The following is a 19487-nucleotide window of genomic DNA, read 5'->3' as shown; positions in this document are numbered from 1 at the left end:
CTTGTAGGTACTCATGGCAAATTATCTCAGCAGTCGAGTTAACTTGTCAGTACCGTGCTACTCCTGACTTAATGTTTATCCGGAATAAAGGACATGGCACGCTCAGCCAGAGCAGTGATGGTGAGGCTTGGGTTTACCCCTAAATTTGCCGCAATTACTGACCCATCAATCACATACAAATTTCGGTAGTTAAACACCCTGTGCTTCGCATCTATAACACCGTCTTCTGCGCTACTCGCCATGTTGCAACCACCCATGCAGTGAGCCGTCATTGGGACATTAAAAAATATTTCGCTAAGAGAGCTCATGCCTACTCCACCCGTGGCAGCGGCAGCTTTTCGTGTAAATTCATTTGCCGCAGGGATAAAGGTAGGAATGGGCGCGCCATGAGTGCTTAATGTCTTCTTAAAAGGCCAATACCACGGCCGAGTCCACCGCATATCGAGATGACCTTCCAGAGCCTGCATCACTAGGAAAATTACCGTTTCACGCGAGAAGCGATAAGGAAGTACAGAGCGAATTGCGGTAATTGGGCGAGTTAAAAGCAGGCGAATAAACGCCAAGAGCCAGTACAACGGTCGGCTGGCTCCCTGTCTCCCTGCCGTCAGAGTTGTTAGCAAGCTGCTCAATAGATTGGAGCCATCCGCGTAACGAACAGCTTCAACATGTGTATGTTGATCTATATAAATTCCAGAGCCGATTGCCACACCTTTGGACATATCTTCTTGGCTGCCGGGATAGCGGACACCCAAAATAGATTCAGCATTTGTACGAACACGTTTGCCAAGGCTGACAGAGATATTTGGTAATGACCCAGAGTCACGCAATGAAAATAATAGTGCCTGACTACCCAGTGATGATGCTGAGAAAATCACCTTGCCTGCTGTTATATGTCGAACTTTAGGCTTCCAACGAGAGAATGTTGGAACAGTAGAAACGACATAACCATCAGCACCATCCGCGCAGTCATTCAAAGGCCTCACATCAATAACTTTTGTTTCAGCGCAAACAGTTACGCCTCGCTTCTCTGCCAAATAAAGGTAATTTTTATCCAATGTGTTTTTAGCATTGTAACGACAGCCCACCATGCAACCACCGCAACCTATACATGAGTTACGCGCAGGGCCATCACCTTTAAAGTATGGGTCGGGGTACTCCGTCCCAGGATCATCACCTTCTTTGCCAAAGAAGACGCCTACATCGGTATAGTAGAAGCTACCCCCAACTCCCATGGCATCTGCCATTTCTTTGAGTTTCGCATCAGCTGCAGCGGGGCGCTTATTGACCGTAACACCGAGCATCTCCTTCGCACGCTCATAATGCGCCGGCATCTCCGCATGCCAATCTGAAATCCCTGCCCAACTACCTTCTGCCCACACACTCGTTGGCGGGACCAACAGAGTCTGAGCATAAGTAATAGATCCGCCGCCAACAGCATTGCCATGCAAAATCATGACATGTCGAAAAAGACGTAAGCTAAGAAAGCCTCGAAAGCTAAGCACGGGCTGCCAGAGATAGTCCCAAAACTTCCAATTCGTCGACGGAAGGTTTTCTGGTGTCCAGCGCCGACCTTGCTCCAAAACACATACGCGATAGCCTTTCTCGGCTAAACGTAGGGCTGAAACACTGCCACCAAATCCGGAGCCAATAATTAGGTAGTCGTAATCAAGATGGTCTGTTTTACTCATAGCTTGCTCTTTGAGTTTTATTATTGATGTGAGTGTTCTTCAAAAATTAACGTCTCTCGATTCCTAGCGCAGCATCATTTAAACCTGATGCTCACCCACCAAGAATCCTAAAACCGCGCCGCTAGCGATCAGCTTCCATTCATCCTGCTCAAAAACGGGCCGTAGCACGCCTTCAAACTCCTCTGTCGTCATTTCCTGCATCTTACTGACCAATGTATTACGAACATCCATTGCATCATCTGCATATTTTTCGACATGCGTTAATGTTGCTGGTAATCGCTCAATTAACTTCCCAGCGATATCTTTCTTCATTTGTTGATAGCTTTCGCTTTCAACCGCTAAAACCACCAATGGCTGCGCTAAACCAGCCTGATCGTACACTAAGTCCTGAACATGCTTTTGAATTACATTAAATAACTTGTCAGAAAGTGGCCCTCTGAGCACTACCTAGAATATATTGTGATCTGCTATAGCTTCATCAGCGAGCATTGCGCCATACTCTGTAGCAACTTCTTTACGGCGCTTTAGAAATAACCCTTGCTAACTAATGAGTCAAAAAATATTTCTGCTTTTCTCTGGGTCGGAAAATCATTTTAAGAGCCATCCAGTCAGAGAACCTCCCAACGAAACCACCAAATAGTGGCATTATCCAAGCTGAGTGAGTAAGCGCCCATGCAACTTCCTGAACACAACCAACAGCAAAACCGAAATAAATGCCTGATCACCGAATAAGTTGAAACTACCCACGGCCGGCTTTTTGAAATTTTCTATTAATAAGCTCTTTATCTCTAGATAAATAAACCACCGCCATGTCTTTTAGATCAATTATATTACCAATATTTCCTTGAATCTCTCTCGTCATATCTTCTACTGTGCCCGTGGCTTCAGCCTGTACACGCTAAATCAATCGTTTGCGAATCACTAATGGCATAGAGTCTCAGAGCCCGGGTCGATAATGAGACATAACCTCATGAGTAATATCTTCGACAGCATCTAGAAGCGGAGTTTAAATTTTATGAGCAACACGTTTAGGATCAAGCTCCCTTGAACATCCGCTGCAATTTCAGCCCATGTCATAATGATGCTCCTTATAAGCACTTAATATAATTAGCTAGCGCATTTATTTTTATATATGCCAAGCCAGTTTATTAACTTTCGGCTGATGTCACACTAATTTATTCCACCAACAATGTGCAGAGCAGAAGTTGACAAAGATGGTTCATTTATTGACAATCAAAGAAAAGGCTACAATCATGATCGATGATGAGCTCTATCTAGCCTCTCAATACATTCATCAAATTGCTGAACAAGTCACGCGCATGGGCTCCCCCCTACCTGATTGGTTTAGTCAATTACAGCAGATGGGTCCAACAGGCGAACTTGAAATTCAGCAATTATCATTGCCTGACTTCAAGCGGTTAATTTTGGAAGCAGTCAATGTAACCAATAACACTGCATTTGGTTTATTGGTTGGTGAGCGACTACTCATCAGTAGTCATGGGTTACTGAGCTATGTGTCCTCAAAAAGTGTCTCTCCGAAAGAAGCACTTGAGTTGATCGCTCGCTACCTCCCACTAAGAACATCTTTAATGACTGCCAAGCTAGAGCATACAAAAACTCATACTCGCTTCGTACTCATCGAGAACTGTGATCTAGAAGAGGCATCACAGCCCGTAATAGAGGCCATCACACTAACCATTAAGAACTTGTTTGAGTACGTCACCATGGGGCTTTGCAAAGTGGATGGTGTATCCATTGCCTCTAATACCCCATCTCATCTTTCACTCTCCGAGCAACTTTTTCGCTGCAATGTTACCTATCAAGCAAGCTGGAATGGTTTTGAAGTTCCACACGAACTGCTCAATATTGCAGTACGTGCCTCTAGCAGCAAGGCACTTTTTGAAGCCGTTCATCGTTGCCAAGATGAACTAACTCGGCTCGCAAAGTCTCAAAAGCTCTCGGCGCAAGTCAGAAGCATAATGCTTGAAAGACAAAACAACCTTCCCTCTCTTGCAGTAATTGCACGGATGTTAAACCTGACGCCTCGAACGCTTCATCGGCGGCTTATTGATGAAGGATCCTCCTACCGAGACATCATCGAATATGTGCGCCATCAGTTAGCCATGGATTACTTACTAGATCAGCAGATAACCATAAAAGAAATAGCATTCATGCTCGGCTACTCTGATTTAGCAAGCTTTCGTCGAGCATTTAAACGCTGGACAGGAAAAACTCCTAGTGAGTATAGGACCAACTCCGTAAAGCTCACTTAATCTTGCTTTGGACCACAACAAGATAAAACACCTATCTTGCCTGTGCCCTCACAGCAACTCCTTAACCGCAACGCCGTCATCGACCAGGTGCGAGACATCCAGCGTAAGACCCTCGGCAATCACTCGCTTACTGAGCATGAACTCTTGTGGCCTATTCACGCAGTCGGCGGCAATGAGCTTGCCTGCCTGAAAGTAAAATGCGGCAAAGCTTCGGCCAGTCTCTTTATCACCACGAATAACTAGTTGATCGTAGCCTTGACTAAGACCGGCAATTTGCAGCTTCAGATCATATTGATCGGACCAAAACCACGGCAGGCTTTTGTATTCCTTGCTCAGTCCACACATCGATGCGGCGGCGGCCTTGCCTTGCTCACCGGCATTAGGCACAGACTCGAGGCGAATGCGGCGCTGATAAACCTTGCTGAAATGATTGGCGCAGTCGCCAGCAGCAACTATCGATGGATCATTGGTGCGGCAAAACTCATCGACAATAATGCCGTTTTCCACGGCAATGTCAGCCGCTTCCGCAAGCTCAACATTGGCGATAACGCCAACGCCAACGACCACGATATCGGCAGGAAAAATAGCTCCGTTGCCGCACAGCACACCTTCCACTCGGCCATCGCCAAGTATGCTCGTAATCGACACGCCGGTTTGAATTTGCACACCTTCTTCGCCGTGCACGCGGGCGTAAAATGCCGACAACTCAGGCGCGGTGACACGCTGCAAAATGCGCTCAGCCATCTCTAGAACAACCACCTGCAGGCCTTGTTTACGCAGCGATGCCGCGGTCTCTAAACCAATATAGCCACCGCCAATAATCACGGCAGTTTTGGCCTGAGCCAGCTCGGCTTGAATGCCTTCGACATCGGCAATATTGCGTAGGTAATGAACACCTTTGAGCTCGCTGCCGGGCAACTCAACTCGCCTCACGCGAGCGCCCATGCACAAAGCCAACTTGTCATAGGCCAACTCTGCGCCATCACTAAGCGTGATGGTTTGGCGCTGCCTATCGATCGCCGTTACACGACCTTGGCGAAATTGGATGTCATTCTTTTCATAGAAAGCTGAAGGGCGTATCGCCAACTCAGCAGTGGTTTTATCGCCCGCCAAAAATGTCTTCGACAGCGGCGGCCGATGATAGGGAAGATGCGGCTCCTCCCCTATCACCACGATATCGCCATCCCAGCCCTCTTGGCGCAGGCTAGTGACTACTTGCGCACCAGCATGACTGGCACCAATAACAAGGGCTGTTTTCTTCATGATGATCTGCCTTACTTCTTCGCCGTCAGTGTGACCATCATCTTCGAGTAGCCACGGACAAAGTTTGATTGCACTAACTCAGGCTCTGACACCACCTTGATGTCGTCGAAGCGCGCCAACAGTTCTTCCCAAAGGATGCGAATCTGCATTTCGGCCAAACGGTTGCCCATGCAGCGATGCACACCAAAGCCAAAGGACAGATGGTTACGAGCATTTTTTCTATCAATGATGAATTCATCAGGCTGATCGATCATGCGCTCATCGCGGTTGCCAGAGGCATACCACATCACTACCTTGTCGCCCTTTTTAATGACCTTTCCATTGAGCTCTACGTCCTGCTTAGCAATTCGACGCATATAGGCCAGTGGGGTTTGCCAGCGAATAATCTCCGAGACCATGTTCGGAATCAGGCTTGGATTCGCTTTAAGCTTAATAAACTCATCTGGAAAACGATTGAGTGCCAACACGCCACCGGTCATCGAGTTCCTCGTAGTGTCATTTCCGCCAACAATTAGCAGTGCGAGATTGCCCAAAAACTCCATCGGGCGACGGATCATGTCTTTTGTATCCTCGTTCGACAGTAGCAAGCTCATCAAGTCAAAACCAGGCTTCTCTCCGGCAGCCTTTCTCGCCGCCTTTGAATGCCAAAGGTCTGAAAATTGCTTGGCCATATCGGCAACGCCAATGAAAGTATCATTTATATCGACATCACCACCCGTCGTTTCAGGGCTTGCTGCAACGATATCTGACCAGTAAACGAGCTTATGACGTCTCTCGTAGGGGAAATCCAAGAGCGTTGCGAGCATACGTGCGGTGAGCTCAATAGAGACCTCCTGAACCCAATCAAAAGGCACACCTATCGGCAGGTCATCTAAAACCTCTTGAGCGCGAGTACGAATTAAACCTTCCATTTCTTTCAGGTTTTGCGGGGCAACAACGCCTTGCACTGCCTGTCGCTGCAAATCATGTTTAGGCGGATCCATGGAGATGAAGTTAGCCAACTCCAATCCATCTGGTGTGTTGCCAATGACGATAATGGGCTCAGCGGAGAACAGGTCGTGATGTTTATCAACAAACACAATGTCCTCATAGCGCGTTACAGACCAAAATGGACCGAATGGACTTTTCTTCTGAAAGTGTACTGGCGCTTCATCACGCAGGCGTTTGAAATATGACAGCCAGCGCCCCTGTCGATACAAAAATGGATTGCTGACATCGATATCTTCAATGGCTAGGGTAGAGACGTCCGGAATGGGTGCTTCGACAAACCCAGGAAATGCCGCCCCTTTGACAAAGCGCCGCTTCACACGCTGAAACAAGTGCGCGCCCTTTACTTGCAAATGAATAGGAACGGCAGCGACTGCACCTTCAATTACTGAAGTTAAATTTGTCATATAAATCTCCTAATACGCAGATACGAAGCAGGCATAAAATCTACTTACTCGACGACTTACATTTGGAACTCAGGAAGATGCAGCACCATGCCAGCCATAGCGTCTGACATCTTAATCTGACAAGAAAGCCGCGATGTGTCGGCTTTTTCTGGTGTCATATCTAGCATCTGCAGTTCTTCAGCAGATGCACTCCCAGTTCTATCCATCCAACTTTTCTTAACAATGACATGGCATGTGCCACAAGCGCAGGCACCTCCACAATCGGCATCAATACCCGGCACGCCATTGTCCATAGCGATCTGCATTAATGACTTTCCTTCCTCAATCTCAACCACATGCTCTGTGCCATCATGTTCAACAAATGTAATGTTGTTCATAGCTCTATCTCCGATCTATCAACTACCAGTTTTCAGTATTTGCACTGCACTCTGAGTCAGCCGAGCTGATGCTGCAGCGAACGCGCTTGATAATCTTCAAACCAGGCTTGTCATAGACGCCCTGTTCGGCAATAGCTATGCGTGAATCACGCAGCATGATGGTGTACTTGACCATATTCTCAGGGGTCAAATCACCCCAAGTTGATGCCGGGATATCTTTCTCCGCCTTATTCACTAGTGTCATCGCACGATTAAATTGACCAAGCCAGTACTGGCGAGACTTCAAGCCAAAGCCCTCAGGAAACTTCGTCTCGTTGATAATGATTTGATAAGTCAAAATAAGAATTGGGAAGCGTTGAATAGCACCTTTAGTGCCAATGCCGCGATAAAGCTCTAATGGACGATAAGCCATGGCCGGAGCAGCAATGAAATCCACAGAACCATTATTAAACTTACCGGCAAAGTTAGTAATATCAGCTGAAACCGGTTGCGCGCCAATTTTCTGAATCATGATGGCCTGCGCTTTATCATAATCAAACGAGGCAATCCGCTTACCAGCTAACGCCTCAACCGTATTAATTTTGCGATCATTAACCACAGGATATGCGGTGCCGAACGGAATAATGCCAGCGACCTCATATCGGCCATTGACCATCAACTTACTAGCAGCAGGTGATGAAAATGTTTGAATTGTTTTTCGTACTGTTTCGTAGCTCGCCGGCATATCGACTTTGCCATTACGAATAATGGTCGACACACCTAACGAGTCTAACGCAGCGGCTGTTGGGTTAAATTGGCGAGTACGAAATCCGGTTGCCATCACCGCATCACATTCTCCAGCCTTCAAATCTTCGGTGGCTACACGCTCATCGGTGTATGCCTTGATTGATATTTTAGCGCCCATGGATTGCGCTGCTAATGAGTAGTCTTTAGCGATATTGACCATATCGCCAGCACTACCCAGTAAGTCATAGACACAAAGTGTTTGGTTTGCCTGCGCGAATGGCGCCACCGAGGCTGCGACTAAAAATGCAGGAAGAATCAGTTTGTTCATGTGCTTTTTCCTTTTTATTATTGAAGCCTTATATTTAATACAAGCAATTAAACTGATGGCATCAGCTTCGATATCCAACAGATACCTATCCTAGCCAGTCAATCCGCCGATAGAGGGATCATCTATTGACATATGTGGGATATTTATTGACAAACATCATAGAAATCCTGCTTCACAGAGGTGCTGACTAGCATCTGCATCAGCTGCAAGCGCTCTGATAGGTACTGAAGCGGTTACTGCTTCGCAAGCGTGAGAATGAGCTGTTCATACAGAGCCGAAGCTCAGCAGGTAGCCGCAGCGTCTGTGACATGATGTGGCAGCAACATGGCATTGCCATAGGTCGTTTTAAAGTGGCTAGACTAATGGAAGAGTCAGGTCTAATCAGCATACAACCTGGCAAGCATGCCTATATACAGGCGACTGTTGAACGATCAGATATACCGAACATGCTGAATTGCGAGTTTGCTGTCTCGGCGCCTAATCAGGTCCGGTGTGGCGATATCACGTATCTGTGGGAGCAAGGGGCATTGGTGCTACTTAGCGGCGGTGTTGGCTGGACGCTCCCCGAGCATCTCGATGCTGACCTAGTGACTAAGGCGCTGGACATGGCCGTTGAGCAGTGAGGGTGTGATGCTTCACTCGGACCAAGGTAGCCAATATGACAGTCGCCGGTTCCGTCAGCGCCTATGGCGCTATCGAATTCAGCAAAGCATGGGTCGCCGTGGAGATTGCAGGGACAATGCGCCAATGGAGTGGTTGTTTAGAAGCTTGAAAACTGAATGAGTGCCGAGTGTTGGCTAAATGACTCGGCGAGAAGCGATGCAAGATGTGAGTTACTTGGTGGAGCGTTACACCTGGGTCAGGCCGCACCAGTTTAATGCTGGTTTGGCACCGACAGTAGCGGAAAAAAAACTTAAAACTGTGTCCGAGATTAGTTGACCACTACACTTGCCAACAGCTCGCAACAAAAATTATCTATTGACTGCTTGACCGTGACCAACCAGTCATGACACATTAAATGGAACATTACAAAATGTCACATGAGGTATACTATGGAATCATCCACCAACATCAAGTCATCAGGTTTAGCTGGTGCCAGCGTAGGCATCCCACCTCGCAATATTAAATTTTCCCATGATTACTACAACTCACATCGCTACCCCATAGCCAATAATGCCTTTGCATCCAGTTTTATTGCCGTGCTTTCGGGATCATTCCCACCCGGTGAACGTTTTTTTGTCGAATCTGTACGTCACTTTCGAGAGCAAATCACTGACTCCGAGCTCAAAGCCCAAGTTTCAGGCTTCATTGGTCAAGAAGCCTTACATGGTCGTGAGCATGACCGTCTGAATGCGATTTTTAGCGAGAAAGGTATTCGCGTCGACTTCGTCGATAAAGGCGTAAAAATGGGTCTTTACTTACTAGAACGATTCTCGCCAGAACAACAACTAGCTTGCACCATCTTCATGGAACACTTTACCGCTATTTTTGCCGAGTCATTTTTACAGGATAGTAAGTTCCGTGAGGCCTGTGAGCCTGAATCATTAAAGCTTTGGACTTGGCATGCGCTTGAAGAACTAGAGCATAAATCCGTGGCTTACGATGTATATACGCGAGTTAGCAATAGCTGGCGCTTAAAGTTACAAGCTGGACCACTAGTTGCTGCGGCATTAGTACCCGTCCTGATAGGGAGCTTGGTGGCCATTTTGGCCCATGACAATCAGTTACAAAAGCGACATATCAAATCGCACTTGAAAGGGGCTGCGATGTTGTTTGGTAGGCATGGTCTTTTAAAGCATGTACCTCGACGACTACCAGACTTCTTCAAAAGAAACTTCCATCCCACTCAAGATGACACACGATCATTAGAGCAGCAGTGGCGGGAGAACCTTTTTGGCTCGCAAGGGCTCCTAAGCGACATCTATGCATCTCCCACTTTGCAATAACTAAGATTTGCAAGTTACGAGTTATCGCATCTCAGCCTGCTAGGGTGATGGCTTATCACTAGGCCATCGCTTTGGCTTAGGTGGAGCCGCAACTACTTCAGGCTTAACTGCGACCTTTCCCTGCAATAAGCCTGACCACAGCCTTAAATAATGATCAGGCGCAGCAGAACTGCTCAGCAGGTGTTGATCGATTGTCATGCCACGGATCAGCCAGTGCGTCAAAACAAAGTAATCACTCACTGGATCTTCACTACTTCTACTCACAAAGTAATGTTTGGCTGCATTGTCCAGCATGTCAAAGCCTGCGAGCCCAAGCTTTCGCATCACCTCGGCCAACTCAGTATCGCGGCGACTAGCAAGCGTCAGCTCCAACAACGCAATGGTTTCCTGCTGATTAAATAATGTGCTCCAGCCAATTTGAATCATTTCAGTCAAACGGTTATCTGATGATGCAAGGCCGCTAAATGCTTTACCCAATTCGATATATAGCCGTTGAATGAGACGCGTAGCAGCTGCTTCCATGAGTGCAGCCTTGGTGGCGAAATGATGCAATGGCGCACCCAATGACACATCTGCTTCAGTCACAATGGATTTGAAGGTGGTGCCTGCGTAGCCATCACGATCTAAACAACAGATGGTGGCACTGATTAAGCGCTCACGCATGGCATGGCTGCGCTCAACTTGCGTGCGACGACTGGGCTTCTCAGGTGCCTTTGACGCCATGCGGCCTCTCCAATTCAGTTTTCTTCGAAAGCTAATCATACATCTGACTGATCAGTCATAATTTTATTGACAGATTGGCGCGTCGTGACCTATAAATAATACATGTTGAACGAACATATTGTAAATATTATCAGCGAGGCCCACTTCATGGCATTACGATTTGATCAACGCGTGGCGATTGTCACCGGTGCAGGCAATGGCTTAGGCCGATCACACGCACTTCTTCTTGGCTCACTAGGGGCCAAAGTAGTTGTTAACGATCTAGGTGGCGGCGCACACGGCGATGGCAAGTCTTCCACTGCTGCCGATGCGGTAGTCGCTGAAATTATCGCCGCTGGTGGCGAGGCAGTGGCTAACTACGACTCCGTAGAACATGGAGAGCGTATTGTGCAAACCGCACTAGACGCCTTTGGTACAGTAGATATTGTTATCAACAACGCCGGCATTTTGCGAGATGTTAGCTTTCATAAAATGACTCAGGCCGACTGGGACCTGATCCTCAAAGTGCACTTAACTGGCTCAATGAGTGTGTCACACGCCGCGTGGCCGATCATGCGCGATAAAGGTTATGGCCGTATCATCATGACTACTTCAGCCGCTGGCCTTTATGGCAACTTCGGCCAAGCCAACTATTGTGCGGCGAAGCTCGGCCTTGCTGGACTGGCGAACTGCCTAGCTGAAGAAGGGCGTAGCAAAGGAATTCAAGTCAATACCATTGCGCCAATCGCCGCCTCACGTCTCACCGAAACGATCATGCCGCCGGAACTGCTAGCTAATCTCAAGCCCGAGCATGTCAGTCCATTAGTAGCATGGCTATGCCATGAAGATTGCGAGCAAACCAAGGGAATATTTGAAGTTGGCGCTGGCTATATTTCGCAACTTCGCTGGGAGCGTACACAGGGGCAATCATTCCCACTGGGGAAAAACTTTAGCGTCGATGATGTGGCGAATAAATGGAACACCATTGGCGACTTTACCAACGCTGGCCACCCCGCTACCGTCAACGACTCTTTCGCGCCCATCCTGCATAACATCAATAACCCACGCTTAGGTGGCAACGAATTTATTGATCTAGATGAAGCAGTAAAATGCGAGTTGGTGTTGGAAAATAGCTATGACGAGCGCGATGTAGCTCTGTATGCCCTCGGTATTGGCGCTGCGCGTGACCCACTAGACAAAGCTGAACTAAATTATGTCTATGAGATGGGTAGCGACTTTGCTGTACTTCCAACTTACGGCGTGATGCCACAATCCAACGCCATGCTACAGGCAGCTAAAGCAGGTGGCTTGAAGTTACCCGGCCAAAATTATGGTTTTGATCGCATCCTGCATGGTGAGCAATACACTGAAATCAAACGTCCATTACCGACGAATGCAAAGCTCAAGCACATCTTTAAATTTAAAGAGGCCTGGGATAAAGATCCACACGCTGTGGTCACTTTTGCTGTGCACACCCTCGATGAAAGCGGTGAGGAAATTGCTTATAACGAAATGACCTCATTTGTGCGTGGTGCTGGTGGCTGGGGTGGTGATCGTGGGCCAAGCGCAGACGTCAACACACCTCCAAACCGAGAGCCCGATGCTGTTATTGAAGAGAAAACCGACGCCAATCAAACGCTGCTGTATCGCCTCTCCGGCGACTGGAATCCGCTACACGCCGACCCAGCATTTGCCAAAGCGTTTGGCTTCGATAAGCCCATCCTTCACGGCATGTGTACCTATGGCTATTGTGGTCGGCACGTTATTAAAGCCTTTAGCAATAATGACCCACGCTATTTCAAAAGCATTAAGGTTCGCTTCGCTAAAAGTGTCTACCCAGGCGAAACATTAATTACCAAAATGTGGCGAGAGTCAGACACTCGTATCGTGTTTGAAACCTCGGTTAAAGAACGCAATGAAGTTGTTATTAAAAACGCTGTCATAGAGCTATATACCGAAATTCCAGCACCTAAAAAAGCAGCACACACATCAGATGCAGCATCTGTAGAAGCAGTAAATTCTGTGATTGTGGATGATTACTTCGCCGCTATTGCAGACTTTGTTGCCAGCAAACCCGAGCTTGTAGCTGAAGTGAAAACTACGTTCCAATTTACCTTCCATAATCCTGAATCGAGTTGGTTTATCGATCTGAAAAATGGCCAGGGTGAAGTCGGAGCGGGTGAAATCGCTAAACCCGATGTCACCATTGAGCTGGATAATGAACACGTCAACACGCTGTTTGGCGGCGACCAAGGAGAGGTACAAAAACTCTACTTCGGTGGCAAGATGAAAGTGCATGGCAATGTTATGGCATCAAATAAACTATCGGCGCTAGCTGGCATGGACCCGGCCGCTATAGATGCCGCAAAAACAGCGCGAGTTAGCGCAGAAGTCACAACGCCTGCTGCTGCCGTCGTCGAAGCAGAAAATGCTTTTGTCTTAGCCGATGTATTTGCAGGCATTAAAGCTTTTGTTTCCTCGAAACCACAACTCTCAGAGCAAGTGAAAACTAGCTTCCAATTTAGCTTTCATGCCCCTGAATCAAATTGGTTCTTGGACTTGAAAAGTGCCAAGCCAATTGCTGGTGAAGGGGTGCTACCTAAGCCAGATGTCACTATTGAGATGGATGCAGAATATGCGCCAGTCTTATTTTCTGGCGATCAAGCAGAAGTTCAAAAGTTATTCTTCGGTGGCAAAATGAAAGTTCATGGCAATGTCATGGCGTCAAATAAGTTGTCTGTACTATCGGAGATGGATCCTGCTCTGATCACACAAGCCAAAGCTGATCGTTTAGCTAAAAATACAACAGGCGCTAATCCAGCAGCATCCGCACCAGCAACTAAATCATCAGAAGCTCCCGCTATTTTTGAGCAAATCGCCGCGCACTTAAGTGCCAAGCCTGCGACTGCAGCAAAAGGAGTTGTCCAGTTTTCGCTCAGTGATATAGACAGCACATGGTGCATCGATTTCAGTGCCAGTCCTGCACAAGTAACAGTTGGCTCTGCTGCGCATCCTGATGCTGAAATCACATTATCCGATGCGACGCTACAAGCGCTCTGCTCTGGCGAGCAAGGCTTACAAGACGCGTATCAGCGCGGGGACGTTCGCGTCGATGGCGATGCACTCTTGGCTCGCGAAATGAAATTCTTAAACGCTTTAGGAGCATAAGTTATGAAACAACGAGTCAATGTCATCGGAGTTGGTATGACCCAATTTACCAAGCCCGGCTCTAGCCCTGAATATTATGAAATGGCCGCCGAAGCAGGCAGAAAAGCCCTAGCCGACGCCGGCATTCCCTATGAGTCTGTAGAACAAGCCTTCGTTGGCTATGTCTATGGCGACTCTACTTGCGGTCAGCGCTCGGTGTATGAGCTAGGCCTCACCGGCATTCCTGTGGTGAACGTGAATAACAACTGCTCTACCGGCTCAAGCGCACTGTATTTAGCACGCCAAGCTATCGAGGGTGGTTTAGCCGAATGCGTGTTGGCTCTAGGTTTTGAGAAAATGAGCAAAGGCGCTTTAGGCACCATGTTTAACGATCGCGAAAACCCTATGGGATTGCATGTTCCAGTCATGCTTGACCTGCAAGGGTTTAGCTCGGCACCACCCGCCGCGCAGATGTTTGGCGGTGCCGGTCGTGAATATCGCTGGCAGCACGGCACGAAAAAAGAGACTTTCGGCAAGATCGCTGAAAAGGCACGTAAACACGCAAGCAACAACCCTTATGCACTATTTGGACAAGTACTCTCTCTAGAAGAGATTATGGCTTCACCTGAAGTCTTCGATCCGTTAACCCGCTTTCAATGTTGCCCACCCACATGTGGTGCTGGTGCCGCAATTCTTTGCAGTGAGGCTTTTGCCAAAAAGCATGGCATCAAAAATCCGGTCTACATTGCCGCACAGTCGATGACAACTGACTATGCCTCCAGCTTTGAGCCGCGTTCGATGATCAAAATGGTCGGATACGACATGACTCAAGCTGCTGCTAAACAGGTCTATGAGGAGTCAGGCATTGGCCCAGATGATATCGACGTTGTGGAGCTACATGACTGCTTCACGGCGAATGAACTACTAACTTATGAGGCGCTTGGGCTCTGCCCAGAAGGTGGTGCAGAAAAGTTTATTTGGGACGAAGACAACACCTATGGCGGCAAAGTAGTGACGAATCCATCAGGCGGCTTACTTTCAAAAGGTCATCCACTCGGTGCAACCGGCTTAGCGCAATGTACAGAGCTAGTTTGGCAGTTGCGTGGCACGGCAGAAAAGCGTCAGGTCAGTGGCGCGCAAGTTGCCCTGCAACACAACCTTGGCTTGGGTGGTGCCTGTGTCGTCACCATGTATCGACGTGATTAAAAATTAATTTTTATGATGAATGCTTATGACGATACTAACAAGTAACTTGTCAGCTCTGAGCTCGTGCCACTTTCAGTCAATTAGTCAAACTAAGCGGTACTGATATGTTAACTTCTAGACTCAGCAATAGTTAAACCTTTCACCTCTACGCACCTAACGCCCTCCAAGTTTAGAGCGCGGCTGTCCTAGTAAGTCAATAATGACTTGCTGGGACAAGGTGTCTTCCAAGGTTGAGAAAGTTTGAGACTGCCGCATCGTTCGTTAGGAATAGTTGTACCTGACTCGGGAACTTAAACCGCCCATTCCCCGCTCCCTGAATCGCGTCGACTCATGCAACTGCTCGGCTCTATTGTTCACGTGCTTGGCTGTATTGTGATGAACTTTTGGCATTAGCTCGCGTTGAGCAACCCTATAACTTGCCAACTTATCAGTGACTATCGTTCTTGGTTGGTCGTCGTGGTTACGTAACAAGCGCTTAAAGAACTGCCTAGCCGCAGCACTCTTACGGCGACTCTCAACATAGACATCGACCACTTCGCCGTCCTGATCAACTGCTCGCCACAAGTAGAGTTGTTTTACGTTTTATCTTGATAAATACCCCATCAAGATAAAACATATCGCCTAATCTGCCATGATTTTGCTTCAGCTTGGGAGAATAGGCAGGTCCGAATTTGATACGCCATAAGCGGATCGATTCTTAACTGACAGAGATGCCACTCTCTGCCAGCAAGTCTTCGGTATCACGAGAGCTCAAATTGAAGCGATAGTAGATCCATACTGCATAGCTAATGATACTGGGGTGAAAACGATGTCGTGAGTGGGTACACATCAGCGAGTTAACTTGTCAGTGCTAGGATTCGAACCAACCTTACTAAACTTATAGTTATTCATGGACAAATGCTTGGCCCGCCAAAGCATCTCGACTGATGTGGAAGGCCTTAGCATTGGCGCATCCCCATGTTTATCAAAGTAATAGCTATTGGACAAAGAACAGTTGTGATTTAGGAACACCGTGCTTTGTTGGCGTCGCTGAATATCTGCAAAGTAGCGGTCATGCACATCCTGACGCACTTCCACACAGGTTGCTTGTCTCTTGAGCCCTTCTTTGATGCAGCGTACTGCATGTATTGCATTGCCTTCCGCCATCTTAAAATAAGAAGTACCGATCAGCGCATAGGGACCAAGCATGACATAAAAATTGGGGAACCCAGGCACAGTCAGCCCTTCATAAGCTTGATAGCGATTACTCTCCCAAAAGGCTCCAATCTCTTGGCTCTTGCGACCGACAACATCATACGAGGGAAGGTTTCCTTTTTCGAATACGCGGTAGCCGGTTGCCAGAATCAGCACATCAATTTTCCGCTCGACCCCGTCGCGGGTTTTTATGCCTTTCTCGGTAATTCGCTCAATAGACGTTGTGATGAGGTCAGTATTATCGCGTGCAAAAATACGAAAATACTCATTCGAGAAAGATGGGCGCTTGCAGCCGAAACCATATTTCGGCGTCAGCTTCTCCCAAAGGTCCGGCCTGCTCGGCAACTGCTCTTTCATGTTGCGAATGCCAGCCTCTTCGCATTTGCGTACCAGCCAAGGGGCCTGCCGATAATAAATCGTAGAAATAACCATCAACGACTCGCTTATAACATCAGTACCTACACGCACGAGGCGTTGCGCGGCCGGCAACAGCCGGAACGAGCTTTTCAGCCAGCCAGGAAGCGCGTGGTCTGGTTTTTTCAACAGCCATATCGGTGTGCGTTGATAGACATCAAGCCGCTTCACCAGCGGAGCAATTTCAGGCAACAACTGTACGGCCGTAGCCCCCGTGCCAATCACCGCAACACGTTTGCCCTTGAGGTCTATACTGTCATCCCAGTGCCCTGTATGGATGATCTTGCCCTTGAAGTCATTGATACCTTCGATATCCGGCATCTTCGGCGAAATCAGGCCACCGGTTGCAGACACCAGATGACGGGCTGTGATGGTATCACCACCATCTACTTCAATGCGCCAGTAGTGACGCTCTTCATCGAACTCGGCACGGCTAACACTGGTCTTGAACTGGATGTGTGGATAGAGGAAGTACTTGGCAGCTACCCGTTCGGTGTAATGCTGCAACTCTTTACCCGGTGCGAACACTCTCGACCAGTTCGGGTTCTGCTCAAAAGAGTACGAATAGGTGAACGAAGTAATGTCGACAGCGATACCCGGATAGCGATTGTCTCTCCAAGTGCCGCCGACACGGTCGGCACGCTCAAGAATGATGAAAGACTCAATGCCCTGCTCTTTCAGGCGAATGGCAATGCCAAGACCAGAAATACCCGCGCCAACAATGACAACTTCGTGATCGGGACTTATTGCTCGCGTTCGTTGCACACTTACCTGTTCAGGTTTTGTGATGGCAATATTCATTGCTAATTTCTCCAAATTTATACTGTACGTGTATTTTTACAGTCAATTTAATGCACTAACCTGCTAAGGCCTTGCTTGCACTTTCGTGCTCAGAAGACAACTGAAATTCCGCACTGCTCCGAACCAGACTTTCTCCCACATGCTTTTCAATAAACCGGATCAATACATGCATGTCTTGCCTGGCTTCAGGAAGCAAAAAATGAAAAATAGGCCACACATGCGGCATATCCAGACGCGACAGCAGCTCCACCGTCACCCCGGCCTGACGCGCGTTATGGACAACACGGTAAGCATCATCACGCAGGCACTCCTCTTCGCTCACCGTCACCAGCAAAGGCGGCAAACCAGAGAAGTTCCCCCGACAGGGAGAGGCATCGGGATGCGTGGAGTCCGCCCCGGCCAGATAAATATCGATCGCCCTATCTATCATTGACTTTGACAGCATGGAATCACTGGCACTGTTGGCCGTCAGCGCTGGCAGTGTGCCTGTTGCATCCGTACCAGGCGACAGGGTCAGCGCACACACTGGCATGGGCAGATTTTCAAGCTTGGCGCGCAATAGCGTGACCAGGGTCAGGTTACCGCCCGCAGAATCACCCGCAATCACCAGGGGCTCAGTTCCCTGCAACTCCGCCGACAATTGCCGATAGACCTGAAATGCATCGTCCGTTGCCGCCGGATAGGGATGCTCCGGAGCGAGGCGGTAATCTGCCATGAAAACCTTGGCATTCAAACGTCTGGCAACCTCGCCGCAAAACGTGTGATAGGTCGCCAGCTTGCCGCCAATAAAGGCACCACCGTGCAAATACAGGATGGTCATGCACGGCTTAGCCACCTCCAGCCACTCACCAAGAACCCCGGCAACGCTTGCCTGCCGGACCGTAATTCCAGAGGGCACAGGGCTGGGGAAGAGCTTGGTGTCCATGGCACTGCGCAAATGACGAACAAGTGCGGCATTTGATGTCAGCTCACGCTTTACCCGCATGCGCAGGAAGAGTTTCAGTAGCTTGGCCTGGCTAGATGCCATATCGATAATTCCGTCAGTGAAGTGTGGGGGTATATGCTGTGCTTGAAGATGGCTGCTACCACATCATCAAGACGGCGCAACAAGCCGGTAGGCCTCACCCAGGCTACGCGCATACAAACGTGGGGCGGCGCGCTTAAACATCCACGCAATGCGTCCGTCAATTTGCGGTAGCATGTACATCTGCCCTTTGTCGAGCGCGTCCAGCGCCTTGCGTACCACCGCGTCGCTGTCGGTCAGGGCAAACTTTGTCATCGCCGTTTTGGCAAACTCGGAGCGATAAGCAGGCAGATGACCATCGTTGACAATATTGGTTGGTACCACCGTCGGACACAGCACTGTCACTTTCACCCCCGTTCCCGTCAGCTCAGCCGACAAGGTCTCTGACAAGGCCATCACGCCCGCCTTGGTCACGTTGTAAGCACTCATTTCTGGTGCTGCGGCAAACCCTGCAGCCGACGCCACATTGATGATCCCGCCATAGCCCAGCGCCTTCAGTTTTGGCGCAAAAAAATGACAGCCGTGAATCACGCCCCAGAGGTTGACGTTGACGCACCAATGCCATTTTTCCAGCGATACTTCACCAATCTGGCCACCGAGGCCAACCCCCGCATTATTCACAACCAGAGTTACAGGGCGACCAAGCAAGCCCTCCGCCTCGTCTGCCAGCACTGCCATCTGTTCAGCATTGCCCACGTCACATGCATAGGCTACCGCGTGCGTATTCAGGCTGCGCAGCATGGCCGCTGTTTCTTCGGCACGTTCAATACGAATGTCTACACACACAACGGCACCACCTCGACGCCCAATTTCATAGGCAAAGCTGCGACCAATACCACTGCCAGCTCCAGTCACAATCGCCGCCGCACACTGTGACAACTTTTGGGCTTTCTTACTCATGAGACATTCCTTTAAAAAGAGCCGGGTGGCTCGAAAAAATACCGCTCTTTATTTACCACCCGCTAAAACCACGGCACCCGCATAGTCCCCCACGGCGTCAGCTA

15 protein-coding genes and 1 pseudogene are annotated in these 19487 nt (G+C 48.7%); 5 read left to right on the top strand and 11 right to left on the bottom strand.

The window, feature by feature from the left end; all coding sequences use genetic code 11:
- Positions 1-68 precede the first annotated feature (68 nt).
- Both DFR26_RS06260 and DFR26_RS06255 read right to left on the bottom strand, forming a co-directional pair.
- On the bottom strand, positions 69-1688 hold the full coding sequence (locus DFR26_RS06260) for a GMC family oxidoreductase (RefSeq protein ID WP_116208087.1): 1620 nt from the start codon (positions 1686-1688) through the stop codon (positions 69-71).
- 78 nt (positions 1689-1766) lie between these two features.
- On the bottom strand, positions 1767-2069 hold the full coding sequence (locus DFR26_RS06255; RefSeq protein ID WP_116208086.1) for a DUF445 domain-containing protein: 303 nt from the start codon (positions 2067-2069) through the stop codon (positions 1767-1769).
- Between the two features lie 872 nt (positions 2070-2941).
- Here DFR26_RS06255 and DFR26_RS06250 point away from each other — a divergent pair.
- Positions 2942-3961, top strand: a complete 1020-nt coding sequence (locus DFR26_RS06250) for an AraC family transcriptional regulator (protein ID WP_181899000.1) — start codon at positions 2942-2944, stop codon at positions 3959-3961.
- A 48-nt stretch (positions 3962-4009) separates the two neighbouring features.
- Here the strand turns inward: DFR26_RS06250 and DFR26_RS06245 are convergent, their stop codons facing one another.
- Genes DFR26_RS06245 through DFR26_RS06230 form a run of 4 tightly spaced genes read right to left on the bottom strand, consistent with a single transcriptional unit; the run spans position 4010 to position 8127 of the window.
- Positions 4010-5224 carry an NAD(P)/FAD-dependent oxidoreductase gene (locus DFR26_RS06245; RefSeq protein WP_116208084.1) on the bottom strand — a complete coding sequence of 405 codons (1215 nt, stop codon included), beginning with the start codon at positions 5222-5224 and terminating at the stop codon, positions 4010-4012.
- 11 nt (positions 5225-5235) lie between these two features.
- Positions 5236-6618: a cytochrome P450 gene (locus tag DFR26_RS06240; protein ID WP_116208083.1), complete on the bottom strand. Its 1383-nt coding sequence runs from the start codon at positions 6616-6618 to the stop codon at positions 5236-5238.
- Positions 6619-6674: 56 nt separating this feature from the next.
- Positions 6675-6995, bottom strand: coding sequence for a 2Fe-2S iron-sulfur cluster-binding protein (locus DFR26_RS06235; protein ID WP_116208082.1), 321 nt, complete (start codon positions 6993-6995; stop codon positions 6675-6677).
- 22 nt (positions 6996-7017) lie between these two features.
- A complete protein-coding gene (locus DFR26_RS06230; protein WP_245953025.1) occupies positions 7018-8127 on the bottom strand; it encodes a putative solute-binding protein in 1110 nt (369 codons plus the stop codon).
- Between the two features lie 146 nt (positions 8128-8273).
- Here DFR26_RS06230 and DFR26_RS11195 point away from each other — a divergent pair.
- Positions 8274-8988: pseudogene (locus tag DFR26_RS11195) on the top strand (IS3 family transposase); the annotation flags it as partial.
- Between the two features lie 113 nt (positions 8989-9101).
- The gene (locus DFR26_RS06215; RefSeq protein WP_116208078.1) at positions 9102-9995 is read left to right on the top strand and encodes a metal-dependent hydrolase; all 894 of its coding nucleotides are present in this window, start codon (positions 9102-9104) and stop codon (positions 9993-9995) included.
- Between the two features lie 39 nt (positions 9996-10034).
- On the opposite strand, the gene DFR26_RS06210 is transcribed toward DFR26_RS06215, so the two are convergent.
- The gene (locus DFR26_RS06210; RefSeq protein ID WP_181898999.1) at positions 10035-10718 is read right to left on the bottom strand and encodes a TetR/AcrR family transcriptional regulator; all 684 of its coding nucleotides are present in this window, start codon (positions 10716-10718) and stop codon (positions 10035-10037) included.
- 102 nt (positions 10719-10820) lie between these two features.
- On the opposite strand from DFR26_RS06210, the gene DFR26_RS06205 reads away from it, so the two are divergent.
- Complete coding sequence (locus tag DFR26_RS06205; RefSeq protein WP_245953024.1) at positions 10821-13865, top strand: SDR family NAD(P)-dependent oxidoreductase; 3045 nt, start codon at positions 10821-10823, stop codon at positions 13863-13865.
- Between the two features lie 3 nt (positions 13866-13868).
- Positions 13869-15050 carry a lipid-transfer protein gene (locus DFR26_RS06200; protein ID WP_116208076.1) on the top strand — a complete coding sequence of 394 codons (1182 nt, stop codon included), beginning with the start codon at positions 13869-13871 and terminating at the stop codon, positions 15048-15050.
- 261 nt (positions 15051-15311) lie between these two features.
- Here the strand turns inward: DFR26_RS06200 and DFR26_RS11335 are convergent, their stop codons facing one another.
- From DFR26_RS11335 to DFR26_RS06180, 4 genes are all read right to left on the bottom strand, one after another.
- Positions 15312-15614, bottom strand: a complete 303-nt coding sequence (locus DFR26_RS11335) for a DDE-type integrase/transposase/recombinase (RefSeq protein WP_379068471.1) — start codon at positions 15612-15614, stop codon at positions 15312-15314.
- A 264-nt stretch (positions 15615-15878) separates the two neighbouring features.
- The gene (locus DFR26_RS06190) at positions 15879-17459 is read right to left on the bottom strand and encodes a flavin-containing monooxygenase (protein ID WP_116208075.1); all 1581 of its coding nucleotides are present in this window, start codon (positions 17457-17459) and stop codon (positions 15879-15881) included.
- Between the two features lie 55 nt (positions 17460-17514).
- Complete coding sequence (locus DFR26_RS06185) at positions 17515-18486, bottom strand: alpha/beta hydrolase (protein WP_116208074.1); 972 nt, start codon at positions 18484-18486, stop codon at positions 17515-17517.
- A 66-nt stretch (positions 18487-18552) separates the two neighbouring features.
- Positions 18553-19383, bottom strand: a complete 831-nt coding sequence (locus tag DFR26_RS06180) for an SDR family NAD(P)-dependent oxidoreductase (protein ID WP_116208073.1) — start codon at positions 19381-19383, stop codon at positions 18553-18555.
- Between the last annotated feature and the right edge of the window lie 104 nt (positions 19384-19487).

It is taken from the genome of Paraperlucidibaca baekdonensis (genome assembly GCF_003387535.1).
GTDB classification, from domain to species: Bacteria; Pseudomonadota; Gammaproteobacteria; order Pseudomonadales; family Moraxellaceae; genus Perlucidibaca; species Perlucidibaca baekdonensis.
This window is presented reverse-complemented; position numbering and strand designations above follow the sequence as displayed.